Origin of the sequence: Streptomyces sp. NBC_01546, from assembly GCF_045208355.1 — a bacterium.
GTDB lineage: Bacteria > Actinomycetota > Actinomycetes > Streptomycetales > Streptomycetaceae > Streptomyces.
Map to the genome: position 1 here is coordinate 2,790,997 of NZ_CP109379.1, position 22,717 is coordinate 2,813,713.

At 72.1% G+C, this 22,717-nt stretch carries 20 protein-coding genes; 5 read left to right on the forward strand and 15 right to left on the reverse strand.

All coding sequences use genetic code 11. The annotated features are described in order from the left end of the window. Positions 1-63: 63 nt before the first annotated feature. The 5 genes from OHA89_RS12335 to OHA89_RS12355 form a co-directional block, all read right to left on the reverse strand. Positions 64-231, reverse strand: a complete 168-nt coding sequence (locus tag OHA89_RS12335; protein ID WP_215140153.1) for a hypothetical protein — start codon at positions 229-231, stop codon at positions 64-66. A 179-nt stretch (positions 232-410) separates the two neighbouring features. Continuing rightward, positions 411-989, reverse strand: a complete 579-nt coding sequence (locus OHA89_RS12340; protein ID WP_215140154.1) for a hypothetical protein — start codon at positions 987-989, stop codon at positions 411-413. Between the two features lie 79 nt (positions 990-1,068). Then, positions 1,069-1,623, reverse strand: a complete 555-nt coding sequence (locus OHA89_RS12345) for a GNAT family N-acetyltransferase (protein ID WP_266614815.1) — start codon at positions 1,621-1,623, stop codon at positions 1,069-1,071. A 21-nt stretch (positions 1,624-1,644) separates the two neighbouring features. After that, positions 1,645-3,885, reverse strand: coding sequence for an MMPL family transporter (locus OHA89_RS12350; protein ID WP_266614816.1), 2,241 nt, complete (start codon positions 3,883-3,885; stop codon positions 1,645-1,647). Positions 3,886-4,005: 120 nt separating this feature from the next. After that, positions 4,006-4,476: a signal peptidase I gene (locus tag OHA89_RS12355; protein ID WP_266614818.1), complete on the reverse strand. Its 471-nt coding sequence runs from the start codon at positions 4,474-4,476 to the stop codon at positions 4,006-4,008. 60 nt (positions 4,477-4,536) lie between these two features. Here OHA89_RS12355 and OHA89_RS12360 point away from each other — a divergent pair, with 60 nt between their 5' ends. Then, positions 4,537-5,331, forward strand: coding sequence for a GNAT family N-acetyltransferase (locus OHA89_RS12360; protein WP_266615373.1), 795 nt, complete (start codon positions 4,537-4,539; stop codon positions 5,329-5,331). Positions 5,332-5,377: 46 nt separating this feature from the next. Next, positions 5,378-5,878 (forward strand): DinB family protein, encoded by a 501-nt coding sequence (locus OHA89_RS12365; RefSeq protein ID WP_215140157.1) that lies wholly within the window; start codon positions 5,378-5,380, stop codon positions 5,876-5,878. 42 nt (positions 5,879-5,920) lie between these two features. On the opposite strand, the gene OHA89_RS12370 is transcribed toward OHA89_RS12365, so the two are convergent. After that, positions 5,921-6,655, reverse strand: coding sequence for a siderophore-interacting protein (locus OHA89_RS12370; RefSeq protein ID WP_266614820.1), 735 nt, complete (start codon positions 6,653-6,655; stop codon positions 5,921-5,923). Between the two features lie 93 nt (positions 6,656-6,748). On the opposite strand from OHA89_RS12370, the gene OHA89_RS12375 reads away from it, so the two are divergent. Both OHA89_RS12375 and OHA89_RS12380 read left to right on the forward strand, forming a co-directional pair. Continuing rightward, positions 6,749-8,842, forward strand: a complete 2,094-nt coding sequence (locus tag OHA89_RS12375; RefSeq protein WP_406368477.1) for a penicillin acylase family protein — start codon at positions 6,749-6,751, stop codon at positions 8,840-8,842. Then, a complete protein-coding gene (locus OHA89_RS12380) occupies positions 8,839-9,438 on the forward strand; it encodes a GNAT family N-acetyltransferase (protein ID WP_406366160.1) in 600 nt (199 codons plus the stop codon). Before OHA89_RS12375 ends, OHA89_RS12380 begins: the two co-directional genes overlap by 4 nt. Here the strand turns inward: OHA89_RS12380 and OHA89_RS12385 are convergent. Beyond that, on the reverse strand, positions 9,416-10,222 hold the full coding sequence (locus OHA89_RS12385) for an alpha/beta fold hydrolase (protein WP_406366162.1): 807 nt from the start codon (positions 10,220-10,222) through the stop codon (positions 9,416-9,418). The two genes, OHA89_RS12380 and OHA89_RS12385, sit on opposite strands and share 23 nt — an antisense overlap. 202 nt (positions 10,223-10,424) lie before the next feature. Between OHA89_RS12385 and OHA89_RS12390 the strand changes: the two genes are divergently transcribed. Then, a complete protein-coding gene (locus tag OHA89_RS12390) occupies positions 10,425-12,266 on the forward strand; it encodes a protein kinase domain-containing protein (RefSeq protein WP_266614824.1) in 1,842 nt (613 codons plus the stop codon). Between the two features lie 77 nt (positions 12,267-12,343). Here OHA89_RS12390 and gatB read toward each other — a convergent pair whose 3' ends face one another. The 8 genes from gatB to OHA89_RS12430 form a co-directional block, all read right to left on the reverse strand. Next, positions 12,344-13,834, reverse strand: coding sequence for an Asp-tRNA(Asn)/Glu-tRNA(Gln) amidotransferase subunit GatB (gatB, locus tag OHA89_RS12395; RefSeq protein WP_215140265.1), 1,491 nt, complete (start codon positions 13,832-13,834; stop codon positions 12,344-12,346). A 38-nt stretch (positions 13,835-13,872) separates the two neighbouring features. Continuing rightward, the gene (locus OHA89_RS12400; protein WP_030010588.1) at positions 13,873-14,118 is read right to left on the reverse strand and encodes a hypothetical protein; all 246 of its coding nucleotides are present in this window, start codon (positions 14,116-14,118) and stop codon (positions 13,873-13,875) included. Further along, complete coding sequence (gene gatA / locus OHA89_RS12405) at positions 14,115-15,608, reverse strand: Asp-tRNA(Asn)/Glu-tRNA(Gln) amidotransferase subunit GatA (RefSeq protein WP_257554044.1); 1,494 nt, start codon at positions 15,606-15,608, stop codon at positions 14,115-14,117. The genes OHA89_RS12400 and gatA overlap by 4 nt, the downstream gene beginning before the upstream one ends. A 5-nt stretch (positions 15,609-15,613) precedes the next feature. Continuing rightward, complete coding sequence (gene gatC, locus OHA89_RS12410) at positions 15,614-15,910, reverse strand: Asp-tRNA(Asn)/Glu-tRNA(Gln) amidotransferase subunit GatC (protein WP_030010586.1); 297 nt, start codon at positions 15,908-15,910, stop codon at positions 15,614-15,616. A gap of 192 nt (positions 15,911-16,102) precedes the next feature. Continuing rightward, entirely contained in the window at positions 16,103-18,283 is a 2,181-nt protein-coding gene (locus tag OHA89_RS12415; RefSeq protein WP_215140164.1) for a bifunctional diguanylate cyclase/phosphodiesterase, read from the reverse strand. A gap of 397 nt (positions 18,284-18,680) precedes the next feature. Continuing rightward, positions 18,681-20,894, reverse strand: coding sequence for an NAD-dependent DNA ligase LigA (ligA, locus tag OHA89_RS12420; protein WP_266614827.1), 2,214 nt, complete (start codon positions 20,892-20,894; stop codon positions 18,681-18,683). Between the two features lie 30 nt (positions 20,895-20,924). Further along, positions 20,925-21,908, reverse strand: a complete 984-nt coding sequence (locus tag OHA89_RS12425) for a methionine synthase (RefSeq protein ID WP_266614829.1) — start codon at positions 21,906-21,908, stop codon at positions 20,925-20,927. After that, positions 21,905-22,594, reverse strand: a complete 690-nt coding sequence (locus tag OHA89_RS12430; protein ID WP_266614830.1) for an SDR family oxidoreductase — start codon at positions 22,592-22,594, stop codon at positions 21,905-21,907. The genes OHA89_RS12425 and OHA89_RS12430 overlap by 4 nt, the downstream gene beginning before the upstream one ends. Between the last annotated feature and the right edge of the window lie 123 nt (positions 22,595-22,717).

The following is a 22,717-nucleotide window of genomic DNA, read 5'->3' on the forward strand; positions in this document are numbered from 1 at the left end:
CAGCGGCACTCGTTATCGGTGCGCTTCTCATCACGTGTCAGTTCACGCGGGTCGCGGCGCGGGTTACGCGGCGCGGGCGAAGCGGCTCCGGAGTCCTGTCACCGGCCCTTCGGGATCCTGGCTCCGCGAAGAGGCGCGGCGCGCCTTCTTGGCCTCCCGTACCAGGCGGTACTCGTCGGCCTCGCGGATGAGGTCGGCGCGACGGGCGGCTGCGATCTCGTACTCGAACATCTCGTACTCCCTGGTTGCGTTGCTCGGGCACCTCGTTCGGTGTGATCCAAGCTTCGCGTCCCAGGGGGTACCGGCACATCGGTCGCATGCCGCATCTGCCGGGGGCAGGGGGCCTTAGTCCGGTGCCCAAGGTCCCCGAGGCGGGCTCAGAAGACCTAAGGCAGTGCCTAGGAGCGGTCCTAGCCGGCTGCGCCGGCTGCCTTCGGGATGGCGAGGAGGAGGTCGAAGTACATGAGGACGAAGAGCAGGATGCCCAGGGCGCCCAGGGCGATGCCCGCCCAGGAGACGGACCGCACCCAGGTGGGGAGGGTGCGCTCGGGGGTGCCGAAGGCGGGCAGGGCCAGCACGAAGACGGCGATGATCAGGGCGAGGGTGGAGAAGATGCCGTTCACCAGGGCGGTGGCGTGCCACGGGCCGACGAACTGGGCGGCGATCTGGGCGTTGGCGTCGGCGGCCTGGGACAGCTCGAGGCGGCCGGTGATGCTCTTGCGCTCGGACACGATGCCGGCGACCCAGCTGCCGCTGAGGGCGACGACGGACAGACCCGCGGCGACGATCGCGGAGGCAGCGGCTCCGACGTGGCTCGGCTGCTCGTCCGCTGCCAGGTCCTCGTCGAGCGTGTCGTCGTCCAGGTCCCCGTCGGCGAGCACGGCGTCGGCCTCGGCCTCGGCGGGCTGGGGGATCTCGGCCTTCTTTAGGTCGGCCGGGGTGGTGTCCGCCTCGGAGGCGTTCGGGGCGGGGGTCTTCGTGGTGTCCATGCGGGGCACCGTAGGCGGCCTGTCTGAGAGTCTCATGAGAAATACGGCGGGCCCCGCGAAGGCGGGGCCCGGGCACGGCTCAGGCGGGACGGGCCGCGGACCACTCGTCGGCGAGGACCGCCCAGACCTCGGTGCTCTGGCGCACGCCCCGGTGCAGGTGGTTCTCGCGCATCACGCCCTCGCGGGTCAGGCCCAGGCGCTCGGCGACCGCGATGCTCTTCTTGTTCTCGGGGGCGACGTGCCACTCCACGCGGTGCATGCCGCGCCCGTTGAACGCCCAGTCGATGAGCACCCGGCAGGCGGCGGTGACCAGCCCGCGTCCGGCGGCGGCCGGCTCCAGCCAGCAGCCGACCTCGCAGTTGCCGGCGGCGGCGTCGAAGACCGGGTAGAGCACTCCGCCGACGAGCGTGCCGCCGACCCAGATGCCGAAGAAGCGGGTGCCGTCGTTCGCGGCCTTCTCGGCGTTCTTACGGAGCAGCTCACGCGCCGAGTCCAGGTCGGTGGCACGGTCGGGGAAACCGACGAACTGGCCGATGTACTCGCGCCCCCGGTCCATGTGGGCGAGGAATTCCTCGGCGTGCCACACCTCCAGCGGCTTGAGCTGGGCGTCTTCGGCCAGGTCTATCGCGAACATGCGTGGAGTCCTTACGGCTGGTCAGCGGGACACGGGTACGGAGTCAGCCGGCTCCGCGGTGTCTTCGCTCGGCCGCTGTGCCGGAAGTTTCGCATGGGGACCGCGGTCCGGGGGCTCGATGCTGATCCGGGGCAGCCGCCGGTCGAGCCAGGCGGGCAGCCACCAGTTGGCGCCGCCGAGCATGTGCATCAGGGCGGGGACGAGCAGGGTGCGCAGCACGAAGGCGTCGAGGGCCACCGCCGCGGCGAGCGCGATGCCGAACATCGCGATGATCCGGTCACCGCTGAACACGAAGGCCAGGAAGACGGAGATCATGATGACGGCGGCCGAGTTGATGACCCGGCTGGTCTCGGCGAGGCCCACGCGCACGGCCCGCTGGTTGTCGCCGGTCTCCAGCCACTCCTCGTACATCCGGCTGACGAGGAAGACCTGGTAGTCCATCGACAGCCCGAACAGGACGGACACCATGATCACGGGCAGGAAGGGTTCGATGGGCCCGGCACTGCCCAGGCCCAGCAGTTCGCTGCCCCAGCCCCACTGGAAGATCGCCACGACGACGCCGAAGGAGGAGGCGACGGCGGCGACGTTCATGGCCGCCGCCTTGACCGGGATGCCGATGGACCGGAAGGCCAGCAGCAGGAGCACGCAGCCCAGGGCGATGACCACTCCGACGAAGAGCGGGAGCTTGCCGATGATGACCTCGGCGAAGTCGTCGTAGCCGGCCGTCACTCCGCCGACGTGGATCTCCATCGAGTTGCCGTGCCCCGCGCGCGGGATGACGTCCTCGCGGAGCGTGTCGACGAGGTCGCTCGTGGCCCGGGACTGGGGGGCGGAGTCGGGCACGACGGTGAGGACGGCGGTGTCCCCGCTCCGGTTGAGGACCGCCAGGCCCGTCGAGGCGACGCCCTTCGTCGTACGGAGCGCCTCGGCCAGCTGCTCCACTGCGACCCGGTCGCCGGCGCCGTCGAGGCGGGCGACGACGGTGAGCGGTCCGTTCGTGCCGGGCCCGAACCCTTCCGCCAGCAGGTCGTAGGCCTGCCGGGTGGTCGAGGTGGCCGGGTTGTTGCCCTGGTCGGAGGTGCCGAGGTGGAGGAAGAGCGTGGGCAGGGCCAGTACCAGCATGACCCCGGTGGCGATGACGCCCAGCAGCTTGGGGTGGCGTTCCACGAAGGCGGACCAGCGGGCGGCGAAGCCGGTGGTGTGTTCCGGCCGCGGACCCTCGGCGGCGAGCTTGCGGCGCTCGCGGCGCGAGAGGGCGCGCATGCCGATGTACGAGAGGAGGGCGGGCAGCAGGGTGACCGAGGCGGCGACCGTCAGGACGACCGTCACGGAGGCGGCTATCGCGACGCCGTTGAGGAAGTTCAGCCGCAGCACCAGCATGCCGAGCAGCGCGATGCAGACGGTGGCTCCGGCGAAGACGACGGCCCGGCCGGTCGTGGCGACGGCGTTCTCGGCGGCCTCCTCGACGGGGAGTCCGCGGGCGAGGCCCTTGCGGTGCCGGGTGACGATGAACAGCGCGTAGTCGATGCCGACGCCGAGGCCGACGAGGGTGCCGAGCATCGGGGCGAAGTCGGCGACGGGCATCGCGTGGCCGAGCAGGGTGATGCAGAAATAGGCGGTGCCCACGCTGACCAGGGCGGTCGCGATGGGCAGCAGGCTGGCGGCGAGCGAGCCGAAGGCCAGGAAGAGGACGAGGGCCGCGATGGCGACGCCGATGACCTCGGCGAGGTGGGCGCTGGGGGCCTCGGTCAGGCCGATGGCACGACCGCCGAGTTCGACCTGGAGGCCGTCGGTCTCGGTGGCCGGGTTCTTGGCCGCGTCGAGGACCGCCTGGGCCTGGGCCTTGGGTACGGAGTCGGCCGGCCGGTCGAAGGTCACCACGGCGTAGGCGGTACGGCCGTCGGGGCTGATCCGCGCGGCGCTGTCGGGGCCCGGGCCGTAGGGGCCGGCGACCGATCCGACGCCGGGGAGCGCGGCAACGGCGTCGAGTGCGCGGGTCATGCGCTGCTCGACGCCGGGGGTGCGGGCGCTCTGGCGCTCGGGGGCCCGCCACACGATGGTGTCGGTGTCTCCGCCTTGGCCGTGGAAGCCCTCACGGAGCAGGTCGTTCGCCTTGCCGGACTCGGTGCCGGGGACCTCGTAGTCGTTGGAGAACGCCGCTCCGACGGTCCCCGCGGCAGCCGCGGTCCCCCCGAGAGCGAGCAGCCAGATCAGAACGGCGAGCAGTCGGTGCCGCATGCACCACCGCGCGATTGCTGCCAACGGACGTGCTCCCTGGTGGTTCGGATCTTTACCGGGAGACAGCCCGTCGCAAAGAACACGTGAACGCGTGAAGGCCCGGCCGATGGCCCGGAGGATCGCCCCGGTTCCGGCCAAGATGGTCTACATCTCAACGATCGCAGCGTTTCGCGATCGTTGGCCCCTTTCGTGTGCATTGTCACAGGGGGCCGGGAGGTGCTCTTGGAGGCGCTCCTGGTCATCGGGCTCGTCGACCCGGTAGCCCGGGATCGAGGGCCACCGGACGGTGAGGACCACGGCGTCCTCCTCGGCGTACCAGGAGTGGTCGACGCCACGCCCCCAGAGCACGTAGTCGCCCTGCTCGGAGAGGACGACGGTCCGCCCCGGGAACTCCAGCCGGAATCGGCCGCTGATCAGCACCAGCAGTGCGGTGCGCTTCTCCGCGGTGGCCCAGCGCTCCCGCTCCTCGCCCTTCGGGTGGACGCCCCACTTGATCTCCACGTCCTCGCTGTGACGGGGGTCGGAGGGGTCCTTGAAGTGGCCGAGGAGCCAGCCGCGGTCGGCGGCCGCGTCGGGGGTGGCCTTGCCGGTGTAGATGGTGGAGTCGTCGTTCACGGGGTGAGGCTAATGCAGTTGTGCGGCCCGGCCGGACACTGATCAGCTGGGCCGATGACCATGGATCACGATGAACTCCTGAAGGTGCGGGCCGCGTACGACGCCCGGATGCGCCGCGACGCACAGCCGGACGCGGCGCAGGCCCGGGTGGAGCGGGCGGGTGCGGTCGTCCGGCAGACCGTGCCCGGCCTCGGCTGGAACGGCGTGCTCTGGTCGGACCTCGACGAGGAGACGGCGGATGCGGAGATCGCGGCGCAGGTCGCCCACTTCGCGGGGCTGGGGGCGCCGGAGTTCGAGTGGAAGCTCTACGACCACGACCGGCCCGCGGACCTCGGGGCGCGGCTGCGGGCGGCGGGTTTCGTGCCGGAGCCGCCCGAGACGCTGATGGTGGGCCGCACGGCGGAGCTCGCCCTGCTGCCGGTGGAGCCGCCGGAGGGCATCACCCTGCGGGTGGTGACCGACGAGGCGGGGGTGGATCTGATGATGGACGTCCACGCGCGGGCCTTCGGCACCGAGCGGCCGCAGATCCGGGAGCAGATGCTGAGCCTGCTGCGGGAGCAGCCGGACACCATCGCGGCCGTCGTCGCGATGGCGGGCGACACCCCGGTCAGCGCGGCCCGGATGGAGATGCGGCCGGGTATCCCGTTCGCGGGCCTCTGGGGCGGCGGCACGGACCCGCGGTGGCGCGGCCGCGGCATCTACCGCCTGCTGGTGGCCCACCGGGCCCGCCGGGCAGCGGAGCTCGGCATCCCGTACCTCCAGGTCGACGCGTCGGCGGACAGCCGCCCGATCCTGGAGCGGCTCGGCTTCGGGGTGCTGGGGGTGACGACTCCGTACGTGTGGACGGCGGGCTGAGCCGGCCGTCTTCCCCCGCACGAGGCCACGGGGCAGGATCGCCCTCATGGAACGCACGGGACCGCCCCTGACCGGCAACGAGCGCGACACGCTGCGCGCCTACCTCGACTACCACCGGGCCACTCTCGCCTGGAAGTGCGAGGGCCTGACCGACGAGGAACTGCGCCGGCCTTCGATGCCGCCCTCCACCCTCACCCTCCTCGGCCTGGTCCGGCACATGGCCGAGGTCGAGCGCCACTGGTTCCGCCGCACCCTGAACGGCGAGGAGCTGCCCCACCTCTGGTCCGACACCCACGACTTCCAGGCCGCCTACGACGCCGCCGGCGCCACGCGCGAGGAGGCGTTCACGGCCTGGGAGGCCGAGGTCGCGCACGCCCGCCGGATCGAGGCCGCGGCCGAGTCCCTCGACGTGACGGCCTTCGTGACCAGCTGGAAGGAGGAGGCCTCGCTGCGCCTGGTCATGCTCCACCTGATCCACGAGTACGCCCGCCACAACGGCCACGCCGACTTCCTCCGCGAGGCCGTCGACGGCACCACGGGCGCCTGAGCGGGACCCGGCCCGGGCGCCCCGGCCCGGTTCAGGCGCGGCTCAGGCCGCCCGCCAGTACCCCAGCGCGTTCACCCGCTGCTTGGGCAGAGCGAGTTCCTTGCGCAGGTACGCCGTCAGCGTTCGGGTCGTCGCCGTGTCACAGGCCAGCCAGACGTACGCCGACGCCGGGTCGGGACCGAGCAGCTCCGGCAGCTCGGCCTGGACCCGGTCGGCCAGCGCCGTCCCGCCCCGCGTCACCCGGCGGATGTCGTGCCGGCCGGCGTCCGCCCGTAGCGGCAACCCGGCGTCCGAGGCGTGCTGGGTCTCGAACCAGACCGTCGCCGGGGTCTGCGGGTAGGCCTCCAGCAGGGAGTTGATCGCCGGGAGTGACGCCGGGTCCCCGATGACGAGCAGCCGCTCCGGGGCCGGCGCCGGGGCGGTGAATCCCGTCCCCTGCACGGTGGCGTCGACGGTGTCCCCGGGCCGTGCGGCGCGCGCCCAGGCGCTGGCGACGCCGTCGTGCAGGGCGAACTCGAAGCAGAAGGTTCCCGCTTCGGGATCCGGGTCCACCAGCGTGTAGGCGCGCTGGTGCGGCCGGCCCGCGTCCTCGAACCACACCCGCACCCACATCGTGGGGTGCAGCGAGTCCCCGGCGGCCGCCAACAGCCCGCCGTCGGTGAAGTGCACCCGGCGGTAGTGCTCCGTGACGTCTTCCGCCCCCGTCACCGTGAAGGTGAAGTCCTTGCCCCTGAGCAGCTTGAGGACCACGCCCTCCCAGCCCTTGCCGACAGCCATGTCCAACCCCTCCCCTGACACCCCTATAGTTAGGCCAGCCTAACCTAATACACCTTGGGGAAGAGTGTGAGCAGCGTGACCAGCGAGAGCAGTGTGAGCAGCGACGACCGAGCATCCGGCGGGTCCCACGGGAAGCACGGGTCCTACGGTACCTACGAGGTCTTCCGCGACCCCTGGGGCATCCCGCACCTGCGCGCCTCCGACAGCCTCACCCTCGCCTACGCCCAGGGCCGCGTCACCGCCTTCGACCGCGCCTGGCAGCTGGAGGTCGAACGGCACCGCGCCCAGGGCTCCAGCGCCGCCTTCCTCGGTGCGGACTCCGTGGCCTGGGACAGGTTCGCCCGCCAGTCCCGCCTCGACGACACCGCGCGGCGCTGCCACGAGGCCCTCGACACGGAGACGGCCGCCTGGGTCGGCGCGTACGTGGACGGCGTCAACGACGGGCTGGCCGCGGGCGCCGCCCGCGACGAGCGCTTCGCGCGCACGGGGCTCGTCCCCGCCCCCTGGGAGCCCTGGGTTCCGCTCTCCGTCTGGACCGCCACGCACGTCCTGTTCGCCGGCTTCGCCACCAAGCTGTGGCGCGAGCGCGTGGCCCGCGCCCTCGGCGACGAGGCCGTCACCCTCTTCGCCACGGACGGTCCCGGCACCGCCGGCAGCAACGGCTGGCTGGTGCCGGGCGACCAGACCGGCAGCGGCTCGGCGATCATCGCGGGCGACCCGCACCGGTTCATCGAGGACCCGGGCGTCTACCAGCAGATACGTCTCTCCTGCCCGGACTACGACGTCCTCGGCCTCGCCGTCCCCGGCGTCCCGGGGCTCGGCCACTTCGGACACACCGGCACCGCCGCCTGGGCCATCACCAACGCGATGGCCGACTACCAGGACCTGTACACCGAGCAGCTGCGCGGGGAGGCCCCCGGCCTTGAGGCGCTGGACCCGGACGGCGTCTGGCAGCCCGTCGCCCGCCACACCGAGACCATCGCGGTGGCCGATGGCGAGGACGTCGAGGTCGAGGTCCTGGAGACCTCCCGCGGCCCGGTGATCGTCAACGAAGGCGGCCAGACCCTCTCCCTGCACTACCCGCCCCGCGTCCGCCGCGACCTCGGCTTCGCCGCCCTGCCCGCCCTGCTGCGCGCCCGCACCGTCGCCGACATCGACCGCGCCCTCGACGGCTGGGCGGAGCCCGTCAACGTCGTCCACGCCGCCGACTCGGCGGGCGGGCTGCTGCACCGCGTCGCGGGCGCCGTGCCGCTGCGCGACGGCGCCAACCGGCTGCGCCCCGTACCGGCGTGGGACCGGCGCCACGACTGGCAGGGCTGGGCCGAGACCCCCGCCGAGCCCGTGCAGGGCTTCGCCGTCATGGCGAACGCCCGCGGCATCGCCTCCCCCCTCGGCGTGGAGTTCGCGCCCCCGCACCGCGCCGACCGCATCCGCGAGCTGCTCAGCGGTTCCGCGGACTGGTCCCCGAAGGCGATGGCCGGCGTGCACGCGGACACGTATCTGGCCTCGGCAGAGCCGCTGCTCGCCCTGCTGGCCGCGCTCGACGGGCTGTCCCCCGCCGCGGCGGCCCTGCGGGCCCGACTGCAGGCCTGGGACCGGCACATGGCGGCCGACAGCACCGAGGCCACCGTCTTCTCGGCCTTCCGGACCGCGACCGTACGCCGCCTCGCCGCCGATCCCGTCTTCGCGGACCTGGCCGGCGCCCCCACCGGCCCGGAGGTGTTCCACCCGTGGCTGTACCTGGTCCCCCGGGTCGGCTACGCCCTCGAAGGCCTGCTCACCACCTCGCTCCTCCCGGGTCTCGACCGCGCCGCGCACGTCCGCGCCGCCCTCGAGGAGACGGCCGCGGCCGGCTCCCCCGACACGCCCTGGGCCGAGGTCCACCGCCTCGCCCCCTGGTCGGCGCTGCCGGACCCGGAGGCCGAGTGGCCGGGCCTGGGCGGCGACCACGACTGCGTGAACGCCACCTCCTCCGTGCCCGGTTTCACCGACCTCACCGCCCGCGCGTCGGCGGCCCGTTACGTCTGGGACCTCGCCCGCCGCGAGGACAGCCTCTGGGCGGTCCCGCTCGGCGCGGACGGTGTCACCGGCGCGCCCCACCACCGCGACCAGCTCCCCCTGTGGGCGCGGTGCGAACTCGTCCCCGTCGTCACCGACTGGACCCGCCTCAGCAAGGAATCGATATGAGCTCCGCCGTCTCCGCCAGACAGCCCGTGCACACCCACCACGTCGAGGGCTTCGGCACGGTCACCATCACCCCCGTCGACCCGGCCGCCGACTCGGCCCTGATCCACGGCTGGGTCACGCAGGAGCGGGCCCGCTTCTGGGGCATGGGCGAGGCCAGCCGCGAACTGGTCCAGGAGATCTACGAGGACGTCGACCGCCGCACCACGCACCACGCGTTCATCGTGGCCCGCGAGGGGGTGCCGGTCGCGCTGTTCCAGACGTACGACTGCGCCGAGGACCGGGTCAGCGAGTGTTACGAGGTCCAGTCCGGGGACGTCGGCGTGCACCTGCTGATCAGCCCGGGCGACGGGGCCCCCGAGCACGGCTTCAGCGCGGGCCTGATGACGGCCTTCATGGCCTACGTCTTCTCCGACCCCGCCATCCGGCGCGTGATCGCCGAGCCGGACGCCCGCAACGACAAGGCCATCGCCCGCCTGGAGCGGACCGGTTTCGTGCTCGGCCCGGAGGTCGAACTCCCGGAGATCGACCTGCCCGAGGTCTACCTCCCGGCCAAGCAGGCCCGCCTCGCCTTCCTCAGCCCGCCGGAAGCTCGCTGAGGAACTCGGTCACCAGCGACGCCCATTCGGTCGGGCGCTCGGCGAAGGGGAGGTGCCCGGTGGGCAGTTCCGCGAGCCGCGCGCCCGGCAGTTCGTCGGCCAGCTCACGCTGGAGCGCGAGCGGGACGAGCCGGTCCTCGGTCGTCGCGATGACGAGGGCCGGTACGTCGATCCGCGCAGCCTCCGCGCGCAGATCCGCCCCCCTGATCAGGTCCACGTGGTCACCGGACCCGGGCGGAATCGAGCCGGCGGTCTCCCGCACCACCTGCTCGACCTGCTCCGGGGTCAGCCCCTCCAGCGCCGCCGGGCTGAACGCGAGCGGCACCAGCAGCCGGGCCAGCAGCTCGCTCTCGCCGCGCCCCGCCAGTCCCGACCACAGGTCGCCGACCAGCTTCAGCCGGTTCCCGGCCCTGACGAAGGTGGCGGTGAGCACCAGCGCGGTCACCCGCTCGGGATACCGGGCGGCAAGGCGCAGGGCGACGTTCCCGCCGAGCGAGTACCCGAGTACGGCGAACCGCTCCAGCCCCTCGGCGTCGGCGGCGGCGACCAACTGGTCGGCCAGTTCGTCCAGTTCGAGCGGCGCTTCGGCCTTCGGCGTGCCCCCGGTGCCGGGGTAGTCGACGCCGACGACGGTGTGGGTGGCGGCGAGTTCGTCCAGGATCGCCCCGAAGTTGGACTCGACGGAGCCCCCGCCGCCGTGGGCGAGCAGGAGCCCGGGGCCGCCGCTCTCCTTGCGGACGGTACGGGCATAGGGCGCGGTGCGGGACGTGACGGTACTGCTCATGGGAGGACTCCCCGACTTCCGTAGCGATCGTTACGGAAAGAACGGTACCCGATTAAACTAACGGCCGCTACACAACCTCCTCGGTCGTTGCCGCGAGCCGAAGAAGGGATCGTCACCCTAAAGGGATGACCATTTCCATTGACCCCGCGCGTCCGGCGGCTCGAAGCTGATCCCCACTCACATCATTGGCGCTGGGGGGAAATTGACCAGCCAGAACCTGCACATCGGGCCGGACGCGGCGGCAGACCGCTACCGGTTGCTCCGGTCCATCGGGCGCGGCGGGGAGGCCGTGCTCTATCTCGCGGAGATCGAGCTCGCCGGGGGATCCGAACCCGTCGTCGTCAAGGTGCTCGACTCCAAGACGACCATCACGCCCGACATCTTCGACCGCATCAGCCGGAAGTGGAACGAGCAGGCGGAACTGCTGCGCTTCGTCCACCGGCCCGGAGTGGTCGGCGTACGGGAGCACTTCGAGGGCCCGCCGATCCACCGGCCCGGCGAGTCGTCGACCCTGACCGGTCGGGCGCTCGTCCTCGTCATGAACCACGTCGACGGGCTCGACCTGCGCGACTGGCGGGCCGAGCGGACGCTCGCCACCCCCGCCGAGCGGCGCGAGGTCATGCGCACGCTGGAACAGCTGGCCGACGTACTGGACTGGCTGCACTCGGGGAAGGCCACCCCGTCCGGGCGCCAGGTGATCCACGGCGACCTCTCCCCGGGCAACGTGATGGTCGACGAGCACGGGCAGGCCACCCTGGTGGACTTCGGCCTGAGCAAGCTGACCGCCGACCACCAGACGGCCGAGGTCTGGTTCACCCCCGGGTACGCGGCTCCCGAGGTCTTCGACGGGAAGCGGACACCGGGCACGGACCGGTACGCCTTCGGAGCCATCGCGTACTTCCTGCTGAGCGGGGAGTCGCCGCCCAACTCGCCGGAACAGCTGGCCCGGGCGATGGCCGCGCTGCCGCAGATCGCCGTGCTGGACGCCGAGCAGCGGGCCCGGATCACCTCCGTCTACGCGGGCGATCCCACCGAGCGGCCGGTGAGCCTGGCCGGCTGGATGAAGGACGTCCGGCGCGCGGTGGTGTCCACGACCACCTCCACCTCGCAGCGGGTGGTGGAGGACGCGGCCCCGGCGCCGGCACCGACCCCCGCCCCGACGCCGACCCCGATCCCGGCGATGCCGGTGGCGCCGCCCCAGCCCGCGACCCCGCCGGCGGCGGCGGTCCACACGCCGGCATACGTCCCGGCCGCACAGCCGGAACCGGAGCCGGAGCCGGAGACCCAGCCGCAGTCGCAGGCGCAGCCCGCTCCCGTGCCCGCCGGGTACGGGCCGACGTACCCCTTGCAGGCGACCCCGCCCCCGGAGCCGGGGAAGAAGCGCCGGACCGGGCCGGTGCTGGGCAGCGTCGCCGCCGTCGTGGTCCTCGCCGCGCTCGCCGTGCTCGGCGTACAGCTGCTGCAGGAGAAGGACGACAAGCGAACGGGCCAGACCGCGAGCGACAAGCCCAGCACGTCCTCCTCCGCCGATGCCGACGCCGACGCCGGAGCGGAGACACCGAGCCCGACGCCCACGCCGTCGGACACCGGGAGCGCGGACACGACGGCCGAGCCGACCGCCAGTGGCTCCGAGCCCGCGGGCATCGCGCCGGACATCAAGGCCGCCGATCTGACCGTCATGAACCCCGTGAACGGGCTGGGCGAGTTCACGGTCGGAGCGGCGAAGATCAACACCAAGCAGTACGGCGCGGCGTTCATCGCCGACCTGGGCTGCAACGGCGATGCGACCGCGGAGTTCGACCTCAACCGCGAGTGGAAGTACCTGGACTTCACGGCCGGAGTCGACGACGGCTCCAGCCGGGAGCAGGGCCGGGTCAGCATCTCGCTCGACGGCCAGCCGGCCGCCTTCTCCGAACTCGTCGCGCTCGGCAAGCCGATCACCAAGCGGGTGGAGGTGAACGGCGCCCTGCGCCTGCGCATCAAGGTGGACGCCGGGTGCGAGATGGGCAAGGTGGTCATCGCCGCCCCGCAGCTCACCCGCTGAACCCCGTAGACCCGTACGCGAAAAGGGCGGCCCCGCACCGGAATGCCGGTGCGGGGCCGCCCCTTCGCGTACGGGGTCTACTCGGAGACGCCCAGGCGCTCCAGGATGAGCTCCTTGACGCGCGCCGCGTCGGCCTGGCCGCGGGTGGTCTTCATGACCGCTCCGACCAGGGCGCCGACGGCCGCGATCTTGCCGCCGCGGATCTTGTCGGCGATGGCCGCGTTGCCCGCGATGGCCTCGTCCACGGCCGCGCCGAGCGCGCCCTCGTCCGAGACGACCTTCAGGCCGCGCTTCTCGACGACCTCGTCCGGGGTGCCCTCGCCGGCGAGGACGCCTTCGAGGACCTGGCGGGCCAGCTTGTCGTTCAGCTCGCCCGCGGCGACCAGCGCCGCGACCCGGGCGACCTGCGCCGGGGTGATCGGCAGCTCGTCGACGACGACGCCCTGCTCGTTGGCGTTGCGGGCCAGCTCGCCCATCCACCACTTGCGCGCGGCGGCCGAGTCGGCGCCCGCCTCGGTCGTGGCCACGATGGAGTCCACCGCGCCCGCGTTGAGGATCGACTGCATGTCGTGCTCGGTGACGCCCCACTCCTCGCGGAGCCGGTTGCGGCGCACGCGCGGCATCTCGGGCAGGCCGGCGCGCAGCTCCTCGACCCAGTCGCGGGCCGGGGCCACGGGGACCAGGTCGGGCTCCGGGAAGTACCGGTAGTCCTCGGCGTTGTCCTTGATGCGGCCGGCCGTGGTGGAGCCGTCCTCCTCGTGGAAGTGCCGGGTCTCCTGCACGATCGTGCCGCCGCCGGTCAGGACGGCCGCGTGGCGCTGGATCTCGAAGCGGGCCGCGCGCTCGACGGAGCGCAGCGAGTTGACGTTCTTCGTCTCGCTGCGGGTGCCGAACTCGGACTCGGGGGTCGGGCGCAGCGACAGGTTCACGTCGCAGCGCATCTGGCCCTTGTCCATGCGGGCCTCGGAGACGCCGAGCGCCTTGATGACCTCGCGCAGCTCCGCGACGTACGCCTTGGCGACCTCGGGGGCCCGCTCGCCCGCGCCCTCGATGGGCTTGGTGACGATCTCGATGAGCGGGATGCCGGCGCGGTTGTAGTCCAGCAGGGAGTGGGACGCGCCGTGGATACGGCCGGTGGCGCCGCCGACGTGCAGCGACTTGCCGGTGTCCTCCTCCATGTGGGCGCGCTCGATCTCCACGCGGAAGATCTCGCCGTCCTCCAGCTGTACGTCGAGGAAGCCGTTGAAGGCGATCGGCTCGTCGTACTGGGAGGTCTGGAAGTTCTTCGGCATGTCCGGATAGAAGTAGTTCTTCCGGGCGAAGCGGCACCACTCGGCGATCTCGCAGTTCAGCGCGAGACCGATCTTGATGGCGGACTCGACGCCGATCGCGTTGACGACCGGGAGGGAGCCGGGCAGACCGAGGCAGGTGGGGCAGGTCTGCGAGTTGGGCTCGGCGCCCAGCTCGGTGGAACAGCCGCAGAACATCTTGGTCTTGGTGCCGAGCTCGACATGGACCTCAAGGCCCATGACGGGGTCGAACGAGGCGAGAGCGTCCTCGTACGACATCAGTTCGGTGTAGGTGCTCACGGTGAAACTTTTCCCTCTCAGCCCAGCAGGACGTCGTCGTCGCCCAGGCGCTTCAGCTCGCGGTACAGGATCGCGAGGCCGGTGACGATGGCGGCGGCGGACACGGCGGCGTCGACCAGCTTCAGCACGTCGTGCTCGCTGCGGGCCTTCTTGACCTGCTTGATCACGCTGATCGCGCCGAAGGCGGTGGTGCCGATCGACAGGTAGGTGCCGGTCTTGGACTTCTTGAAGCCCTTGGCCTTGGTCAGTGCACTGGTGCTCACAGCGACGGTGCCTCCTCAAGCAGCGGGTGACCCCAGCGTGCGATGAAGGCGGCCTCGACGGCCGCACCGACCTTGTAGAGACGGTCGTCCTTCATCGCCGGGGCGATGATCTGCAGACCGACCGGGAGACCGTCCTCGGGCGCCAGGCCGCAGGGGAGCGACATGGCGGAGTTGCCGGCCAGGTTGGTCGGGATGGTGCACAGGTCCGCGAGGTACATCGCCAGCGGGTCGTCGGTGCGCTCACCGATCGGGAAGGCGGTGGTCGGGGTCGTCGGGGAGACGATCACGTCGACCTGCTCGAAGGACTTCTCGAAGTCCTTGGTGATGAGCGTGCGGACCTTCTGGGCGGAGCCGTAGTACGCGTCGTAGTAGCCGGAGCTGAGCGCGTACGTGCCGAGGATGACGCGGCGCTTGACCTCGTCGCCGAAGCCGGCCTCGCGGGTCAGGGCGGTGACGTCCTCGGCGGACTTGGTGCCGTCGTCTCCGACGCGCAGGCCGTAGCGCATGGCGTCGAAACGGGCCAGGTTCGAGGAGCACTCGGACGGCGCGATCAGGTAGTACGCGGCCATCGCGAGGTCGAAGGACGGGCAGTCCAGCTCGACGATCTCGGCGCCGAGCTCCTTGAGGAGCTCCACCGACTCGTTGAAGCGCTGGACGACGCCGGCCTGGTAGCCCTCGCCGGCGAACTGCTTGACCACACCGACGCGCATGCCGGCGACGGAGCCGTTGCGGGCGGCCTCGACGACCGGCGGGACCGGGGCGTCGATGGAGGTGGAGTCGAGCGGGTCGTGGCCGGCGATGACCTCGTGGAGGAGCGCGGCGTCCAGGACCGTACGGGCGCAGGGACCGCCCTGGTCGAGGGAGGAGGAGAAGGCCACCATGCCGTAGCGGGAGACACCGCCGTACGTCGGCTTCACACCGACGGTGCCGGTGACGGCGGCGGGCTGGCGGATGGAACCGCCGGTGTCCGTGCCGATGGCGAGGGGCGCCTGGTACGCGGCGAGCGCGGCCGCGGAGCCGCCGCCGGAGCCGCCGGGGATCCGGGTGAGGTCCCAGGGGTTGCCGGTGGGGCCGTAGGCGCTGTTCTCGGTGGAGGACCCCATGGCGAACTCGTCCATGTTGGTCTTGCCGAGGATCACGACGTCGGCTTCCTTCAGCTTGCGCGTCAGGGTGGCGTCGTAGGGCGGGATCCAGCCTTCGAGGATCTTCGAACCGACGGTGGTCGGGACCCCGACGGTGGTGAAGATGTCCTTGAGGGCGAGCGGTACGCCGGCCAGCGGGCCGAGCTTCTCGCCGGCCGCGCGCTTGGCGTCGACGGCGCGGGCCTGGGCGAGCGCGCCTTCGCGGTCGACGTGCAGGAAGGCGTGGACCTTCTCGTCGGTCGCGTCGATGCGGGCCAGGTGGGCCTCGGTGACCTCGACGGCCGTGAGCTCGCCGGAGGCGATCTTCTCGGCGGTCTGGGCTGCCGTGAGCTTGATGATGTCCGTCATGGCTGTTAGTCCTCCCCCAGGATCTGCGGCACCTTGAATCGCTGCTGCTCCTGGGCGGGAGCGCCGGAGAGCGCCTGCTCGGGAGTGAGCGAGGGACGGACCTCGTCCGCGCGCATGACGTTCGTCAGCGGCAGCGGGTGGGAGGTCGGCGGGACGTCTTGGTCGGCGACCTCGGAGACGCGGGCGACCGCGCCGATGATGTCGCCGAGCTGTCCGGCGAAGTGATCCAGCTCGTTGCTGGACAGCTCAAGGCGCGCCAGCCGAGCGAGGTGGACGACCTCCTCGCGCGTAATGCCAGGCATGCAGCGATCCTCTGGGGGTGGGTGGATGTTTGGGTTTCGGACCCAATCCTATGGGGCCCGGCCCCCCACCCACGAAACGGTTTGCGGTCGTGCCGGTACGGGGCCGGGCCCGAGCCCGCTGCACGGGGCCTCCCGGGCTCCGCCCGGACCCGCGGGTCCGGGGGCGGAGCCCCCGCAACGGCGGCGCAGGGGTCAGACGGCGTCGGCCTCGGCGGCCGCGAGCTCGGCCGAGATGTCGGCCGGGCGGCGCCAGCCGCGCTCGCCCCGGGCGAGGAGCCAGGCGGTGGCCTCCTGCGGCGGCATGGCGGCGGCGACCAGCCACCCCTGCACCGCGTCGCAGCCCAGGTCCCGCAGCCGCTCCCACGTCTCGTCGTCCTCCACGCCCTCGGCGACCACGAGCAGGCCCAGCGAGTGGGCGAGATCGACGGTGCAGCGGACGATCTCCGCGTCCTGCGCGTCCACGGCGAGCCGGCCCACGAACGACCGGTCGATCTTCAGCTCGCTGACCGGCAGCCGGCGCAGGTGGACCAGTGAGGAGTACCCGGTCCCGAAGTCGTCCAGGGACATCTTCACGCCGTGGCCGGTGAGCCCGGCCATGGTGTCCGCCGCCCGCTGCGGGTCCTCGAGCAGCACGTGTTCCGTTATCTCCAGCTGGAGGCCGCTCGCCGGAACCCCGTGCCGGGCCAGCCGCGCGGCCACCGCTCCCGCGAAGCCGGGGGTGTGGACGTCGCGCGGCGAGACGTTGACGGCCACCGGCACCTTCAGGCCCTGGGCCCGCCACCGCGCGACCTGCGCGAGGGCCGTCTCCAGGACGTACTCCGTCAGGTGCGGCATCAGCCCGGAGGTCTCGGCGATCGCGATGAACTCGTCCGGGGACACCCGCCCGCGTTCCGGATGGACCCAGCGCACCAGGGCCTCGAGCCCGGCCACCTGCCCGTCGAAGCGGACCTTCGGCTGGTAGTGGAGTTCCACTTCACCCGCGTCGAGGGCCCGGCGGAGATCGCCGAGGAGGCCGAGCCGGTCGGGGGTGTTGCTGTCCCGCTTGGACTCGTACACCTCCACGCCCGTGCGGTCGCGCTTCGCCTGGTACATCGCCACGTCGGCGCGGCGCAGCAGCCCCTCGGCGTCCAGCGCGTGGTCGGGGAAGACAGCGAGGCCGGCGCTGGCCTCCAGGACGAGCGTGAGGCCGTCCAGGTCCAGCGGGGAGCTGAGCTCCGCGACCAGGTGGCGGGCGATCCGCTGGGCGCTGGTGGTGGAGTCGGCCACGGGCAGCAGGACGGCGAACTCGTCGCCGCCGAGCCGGGCCGCCTCGGCGTCCTCGGGCAGCGCCTGGCGCAGCCGGTCGGCGATCTGGAGGAGCAGCCGGTCGCCCGCGAGGTGACCGAGGGTGTCGTTGACGGCCCGGAAGCGGTCCAGGTCGATCAGCACAAGAGCTGCCCGGGTGCCCAAACGTTCAGCCTCGTCCAGGGCGGTCCAGGCCCGCTCCAGCAGCCACTGCCGGTTCGGCAGCCCGGTCAGCGGGTCCCGAAGCTGTTCCTCGGCGCGGGCCCGGGCGATCCACAGGGTGGAGTCCAGTGCGATCAGAGGCACGGCGAACAGCGGCAGCAGGACCGGCTGCGTGACCGCGACGACGCAGATCAGCGGGGCGATCCCGAGCAGCGCGACCGCGACTAAGGCCTGCCGGAGCAGGGCCGTACGGGCGACGGTGGGCAGGCCGCCGCCGCGCGGGGTCACCGCGATCCACAGCAGGGCCCGGGTGACGAGCAGGTACGCGACCGCCACGAGGATGACCTCGGGCACCGCGTCGAGCTCCCAGCTGGTGGGCCTCCAGGGGCTCTCCACTGACGGCACGTCGCCGAAGGCCGCGAGTACGAGGGCTCCCGCGCCGATGCCGAGGATGTCCACGGAGCCGTGCAGCACACCCTGCCGCCAGCGGTGCCGGCGCGCGGCCCCGACCAGGGACACCACCGCGAGCGAGACGAGTCCCGCGGGCACCCAGCCGTAGAGGAGGAGCACGCCGAGGGTGAGCGCGGCGCCCGAACCGGTGCCGCCCCACCAGCGGTCGCGGCCCAGTGCGACGAGGTGGCCGACGATGATGCCGGTGAGCAGGGCGAGCGCCCAGCCCACCGCGCCACCGGGGAACAGTGCCTGACGGTCGCTCAGCGCGGAGGCGACCCCCGCCCCCAGCACCACGACGGCCAGGCCCACGACGGCGAGGGACAGCACGCCGCGCCGCCCGGATCCGCTCGCACCGGTGCCGAGCGGCCGGGTCTCCGGTGTCCTGGACCCCAGAACACCCATCCGGCCCGCCCGCATGGACGGGAGTTCCCCGCCGAACTCAGGTGACGGGTCGGCGCTTTCGGTGGGTTTCATGCCCGTCCCTCTCACAGCCGGCTGTGCCGATGTCACGCAATGGCCCCGATGTCATGCCATCACGGCTGGAATCGCATCCGGCTGCCGTGCACGACGGGCGCACCCCTCAACAGTAGGACGCGGGAGGGTCTCAGGGGCAGCGGTCGGCGGTGGTTGCCCGAATGCGACCCAGCCACCCTCATCAGTACGGTATCCGCCGAACGGGTGAGTTTGGACCAGGACCCCCGGTCACCCGTCCGATGATCCGACAGGTCACCGCCCTACGACCAGCCTTGTACCAGCCGTTTACCACCGTCTGCCGCGCCTGGCGTGCGCCCGCCCGTACGGCAGCACGCCACGCATCCGTTCACCTTCTTTACTCCCCTGGAGATCTGTCCGGGCGATTGCCTTCCGGCCGTTACTCCGCTCCACCCTCGCCGTCGCCGCCACCGTCCACCGGAAGCGCCGCCTCCCGCGCCGCGTCCGGGCCCTGCTCCAGCAGCACCTCGAAGCCGGCGTCGTCGAGGATGGCGAGCTTCAACTGCACGGCCTTGTCGTACTTCGAGCCCGGGTTGTCGCCGACCACGACGAAGGAGGTCTTCTTCGACACCGATCCGGTGACCTTGGCCCCGCGGCTCTGCAGGGCCTCCTTAGCGCCGTCCCGGGTGTGGCTCTGCAAGGTGCCGGTGACGACGACGGTCAGTCCCTCGAGCGGGCGCGGCCCCTGCTCCTCGGCGGAACCTTCCTCCTCCGTCCGGACCCCGGCCTCCCGCCACTTGCGCAGGATCTCCTGGTGCCAGTCGACGGCGAACCATTCCTTGAGGGAGGCCGCGATGATCGCACCGACCCCGTCGGTGGCCGTCAGCTCCTCCTCCGTGGCCTGCTCGATGCGCTCGATCGACCGGAACTCGCGGGCGAGGGCCTCCGCGGCGACCGGGCCGACATGACGGATCGACAGTCCGTTGATGATGCGGGCGAGCGGGCGGTCCTTGGCGGCCGCGATACCCTCCAACATAGACAAAGCGTTCTTCTTCGGCTCGCCCTTCTGATTGGCGAAGACCGTGACGATCTTCTCCTCGCCCGTCTTCGGGTCCCGCTTGGGCAGCCCGCTGTCCGGGTCCAGGACGTACGCCTTGATGGGCAGCAGGTCCTCGATGGTCAGGCCGAAGAGGTCGCCCTCGTCCAGCAGCGGCGGCTGGGCCGGCTCCAGCGGGCCGGTCAGCGCGGCCGCCGCCACCATGCCGAAGTTCTCGATGTCCAGGCACTGGCGGCCGACCAAGTAGGCGAGCCGCTCGCGCAGCTGGGCGGGGCAGGTCTGCGCGTTGGGGCACCGGACGTCGATGTCCCCCTCCTTCATCGGCCGCAGCTCCGTCCCGCACGCGGGGCACTCGGCCGGCATCACGAACTCACGCTCGCTGCCGTCCCGCAGGTCCACCACCGGCCCGAGGATCTCTGGGATGACGTCGCCCGCCTTGCGCAGCACGACGGTGTCCCCGATGAGCACGCCCTTGGCCTTGACGACCTCCTGGTTGTGCAGGGTCGCGAACTCGACCTCCGAGCCCGCCACCGTCACCGGCTCCACCTGCGCGTACGGGGTCACGCGGCCGGTGCGGCCGACGCCGACCTTGATGTCGATCAGCTTGGTGTTGACCTCTTCGGGGGCGTACTTCCAGGCGATCGCCCAGCGCGGGGCACGCGCCGTGGACCCGAGCCGGCCCTGGAGCGCGATCTCGTCGAGCTTGACGACCACGCCGTCGATCTCGTGCTCCACGGAGTGCCGGTTCTCGCCGAAGTTCGCGATGAACTGCCGGACCTCGGCGAGCGAGGAGACGACCCTGTTGTGCCGGGCGGTCGGCAGGCCCCACTCGCGCAGCAGCTCGTAGGCCTGCGACTGGCGCTCGATCGCGAAGCCCTCGCGGGCGCCGATCCCGTGCACGACCATGTGGAGCGGGCGGCTCGCGGTGACCTTCGGGTCCTTCTGGCGCAGCGAACCGGCCGCCGCGTTGCGCGGGTTGGCGAAGGGCTTGCCCTCCGCCTCCACCAGCCGGGCGTTGAGCTCCTCGAACTTCTCCATCGGGAAGTAGACCTCGCCGCGGATCTCGACGAGGGCCGGGATCCGGTCGCCCTCCAGCCGGTCCGGAATCTCGGCGATGGTGCGGACGTTGGGCGTGATGTCCTCGCCGGTGCGGCCGTCGCCGCGGGTGGCGGCCCGGGTCAGCCGGCCGTTCTCGTAGGTGAGGTTCACGGCGAGCCCGTCCACCTTCAGCTCGCACAGGTAGTGGTAGTCCGAGGTGTTCACGTCCCGGGCCACCCGCTCGGCCCAGGCGGCCAGTTCCTCGTCGTCGAAGGCGTTGTCGAGGGAGAGCATGCGCTCCCGGTGCTCGACGGAGGCGAAGTCCGTCTCGTACGCCCCGGCCACCTTCTGGGTGGGCGAGTCGGGCGTGCGCAGCTCCGGGTACTGCTCCTCCAGGGCCTCCAGCGAGCGCAGCAGCTTGTCGAACTCGGCGTCGCTGACGACCGGCTGGTCGTTCACGTAGTACCGGAAGCGGTGCTCCTCGATCTGCTCGGCCAGCAGCGCGTGCTGCTCACGCACCGCCGCCGGTACTGCCGTGTCCTGCTGTTCGGCTGCCATGCCGTGTCCTCCCGTGGCCCGTCTCGACCGTCACTCAGGGTTGTCGGCGAGCGACCTCGCCGCCCTGACGCAATGCGCCTGCACCGCGCGGGCGTAGGCGGGTGAAGCGCCCGCCAGACCGCACGACGGGGTGACCACGACGGACTCCGCCAGAGTCCCCGGGGCCAGTCCCAGCCTGCGCCAAAGCTTCCTGACACCCATGACGCTACCGGCAGGGTCCGACAACGGGCCGTCGGTGCCCGGCACCACTCCGGCGAAGAGTTTCGTACCGCCTTCGACGGCCTCCCCGATGGTGTCGTCCTCGCGCTCGGTGAGCAACGAGAAATCGAACGACACGCCCGTGGCGCCGGCTCGCCGCAGCAGTCCGAAGGGGACCTCGGGCGCGCAGGAGTGCACGATGACCTCCCCGTCATGGACGGCGAACAGGTCCCGCAGGGTGCCCTCGACCACCTGCCGGTCGACGGCCCGGTAGGTGCGGTAGCCGCTCGCGGAGCGGACCCGGCCGAGCAGGACGGCCGTCAGCGACGGCTCGTCGAACTGCAGCACGACGTCGGCGCCAGGGATCCGCTTGCGTACGTCGGCCAGGTGCTCGCGCAGGCCCTCGGCGAGGGATCCGGCCAGGTCCCGGCAGGCGCCCGCGTCCTGGAGCATGGCCTCGCCGCCATGCAGTTCCAGGGAGGCTGCCAGCGTCCACGGCCCGACGGCCTGGATCTTGAGCTTCCCGGTGTATCCCTGGGTGAACTCCTCCAGGGCGTCGAGGTCCTCCCCGAGCCAGGACCGGGCGCGCTTCGAGTCCCGTCCGGGGCGGTCGCTGATCCGCCAGCCGCTGGGCTCGACGTGCGCGTACATGTCGACCAGCAGCCCGAGGGAACGGCCGATCATGTCGGCGCCGGGGCCCCGGGCGGGCAGCTCGGCGAGGTACGGGAACTCCTCGAAGGAGCCCGTCACGGTCTTGGCGGCCTCGCGGGCGTCCCCGCCGGGCAGCGAACCGATGCCGGTGGCGCTCGCGCTCATCGGCCCGGCCTGATGCTCAGGTCGTTGACCTCGGCGTCGCGCGGCAGGTCGATGGCCATGACGATGGTGGTCGCCACGGACTCGGGGTCGATCCAGGCGGCGGGGTCGTACTCCTTGCCCTCCTGGGAGTGCACCTTGGCCTGCATGGGGCTGGCGGTACGCCCCGGGTACACGGAGGTGACGCGGATGCCGTTGGCCTTCTCCTCTTCCCGCAGGGAGTCGGCGAGGGCCTTGAGACCGTGCTTGGAGGCGGCGTAGGCGCTCCAGTCGGCGTGGGCGTGGAGTCCGGCGCCGGAGTTCACGAAGAGGACGTCGGCGTGCGAGGCGCGCAGGGTGGGCAGCAGCAGCCGGGTGACCTCGGCGGGGGCGATCAGGTTCACGTTGAGCTGCTGGTGCCAGGTCTTGGGGCGCAGCTCCCCCACCGGTCCGAGGTCCACGATCCCCGCGATGTGCAGCAGGGAGTCGATCCGCTCGGGGATGGCCTGCTTGGAGAAGGCCCACGAGAGCCGGTCGGGGTCGGCGAGGTCGCCGACGAGGGCCCGCGCCCCGGGGTACCGCGCGATGAGCTCCTTGCCGCGTCCGGCGTCGCGGGCGAGGAGGACGAGGTCGTCGCCGCGGGCGTGCAGCCGGGCCGCGACGGCGGCGCCGATGCCGGACCCGGCACCGGTGATCAGGTGAGTAGCCATACCGCCCATGCTCGCACCCCGTCAGGCCCCGGGGGCCGCGCGGTACGCCGTCCTGATCACGCTAGGAGCGATCACGGCCGGTGCCGCCGTGGCCGTCGCCGGGTGGCCGAGCCAGGTCCGTCA

What these genes read in the sequence shown, in the direction of transcription:
- OHA89_RS12335 (WP_215140153.1), bottom strand. Translation starts at nt 231, where the DNA reads ATGTTCGAGTACGAGATCGCAGCCGCCCGTCGCGCCGACCTCATCCGC.
- OHA89_RS12340 (WP_215140154.1), bottom strand. Translation starts at nt 989, where the DNA reads ATGGACACCACGAAGACCCCCGCCCCGAACGCCTCCGAGGCGGACACC.
- OHA89_RS12345 (WP_266614815.1), bottom strand. Translation starts at nt 1,623, where the DNA reads ATGTTCGCGATAGACCTGGCCGAAGACGCCCAGCTCAAGCCGCTGGAG.
- OHA89_RS12360 (WP_266615373.1), top strand. Translation starts at nt 4,537, where the DNA reads ATGGATCACGATGAACTCCTGAAGGTGCGGGCCGCGTACGACGCCCGG.
- OHA89_RS12365 (WP_215140157.1), top strand. Translation starts at nt 5,378, where the DNA reads ATGGAACGCACGGGACCGCCCCTGACCGGCAACGAGCGCGACACGCTG.
- OHA89_RS12370 (WP_266614820.1), bottom strand. Translation starts at nt 6,655, where the DNA reads ATGGCTGTCGGCAAGGGCTGGGAGGGCGTGGTCCTCAAGCTGCTCAGG.
- OHA89_RS12380 (WP_406366160.1), top strand. Translation starts at nt 8,839, where the DNA reads ATGAGCTCCGCCGTCTCCGCCAGACAGCCCGTGCACACCCACCACGTC.
- OHA89_RS12385 (WP_406366162.1), bottom strand. Translation starts at nt 10,222, where the DNA reads ATGAGCAGTACCGTCACGTCCCGCACCGCGCCCTATGCCCGTACCGTC.
- gatB (WP_215140265.1), bottom strand. Translation starts at nt 13,834, where the DNA reads ATGTCGTACGAGGACGCTCTCGCCTCGTTCGACCCCGTCATGGGCCTT.
- gatA (WP_257554044.1), bottom strand. Translation starts at nt 15,608, where the DNA reads ATGACGGACATCATCAAGCTCACGGCAGCCCAGACCGCCGAGAAGATC.
- gatC (WP_030010586.1), bottom strand. Translation starts at nt 15,910, where the DNA reads ATGCCTGGCATTACGCGCGAGGAGGTCGTCCACCTCGCTCGGCTGGCG.
- OHA89_RS12415 (WP_215140164.1), bottom strand. Translation starts at nt 18,283, where the DNA reads ATGAAACCCACCGAAAGCGCCGACCCGTCACCTGAGTTCGGCGGGGAA.
- ligA (WP_266614827.1), bottom strand. Translation starts at nt 20,894, where the DNA reads ATGGCAGCCGAACAGCAGGACACGGCAGTACCGGCGGCGGTGCGTGAG.
- OHA89_RS12425 (WP_266614829.1), bottom strand. Translation starts at nt 21,908, where the DNA reads ATGAGCGCGAGCGCCACCGGCATCGGTTCGCTGCCCGGCGGGGACGCC.
- OHA89_RS12430 (WP_266614830.1), bottom strand. Translation starts at nt 22,594, where the DNA reads ATGGCTACTCACCTGATCACCGGTGCCGGGTCCGGCATCGGCGCCGCC.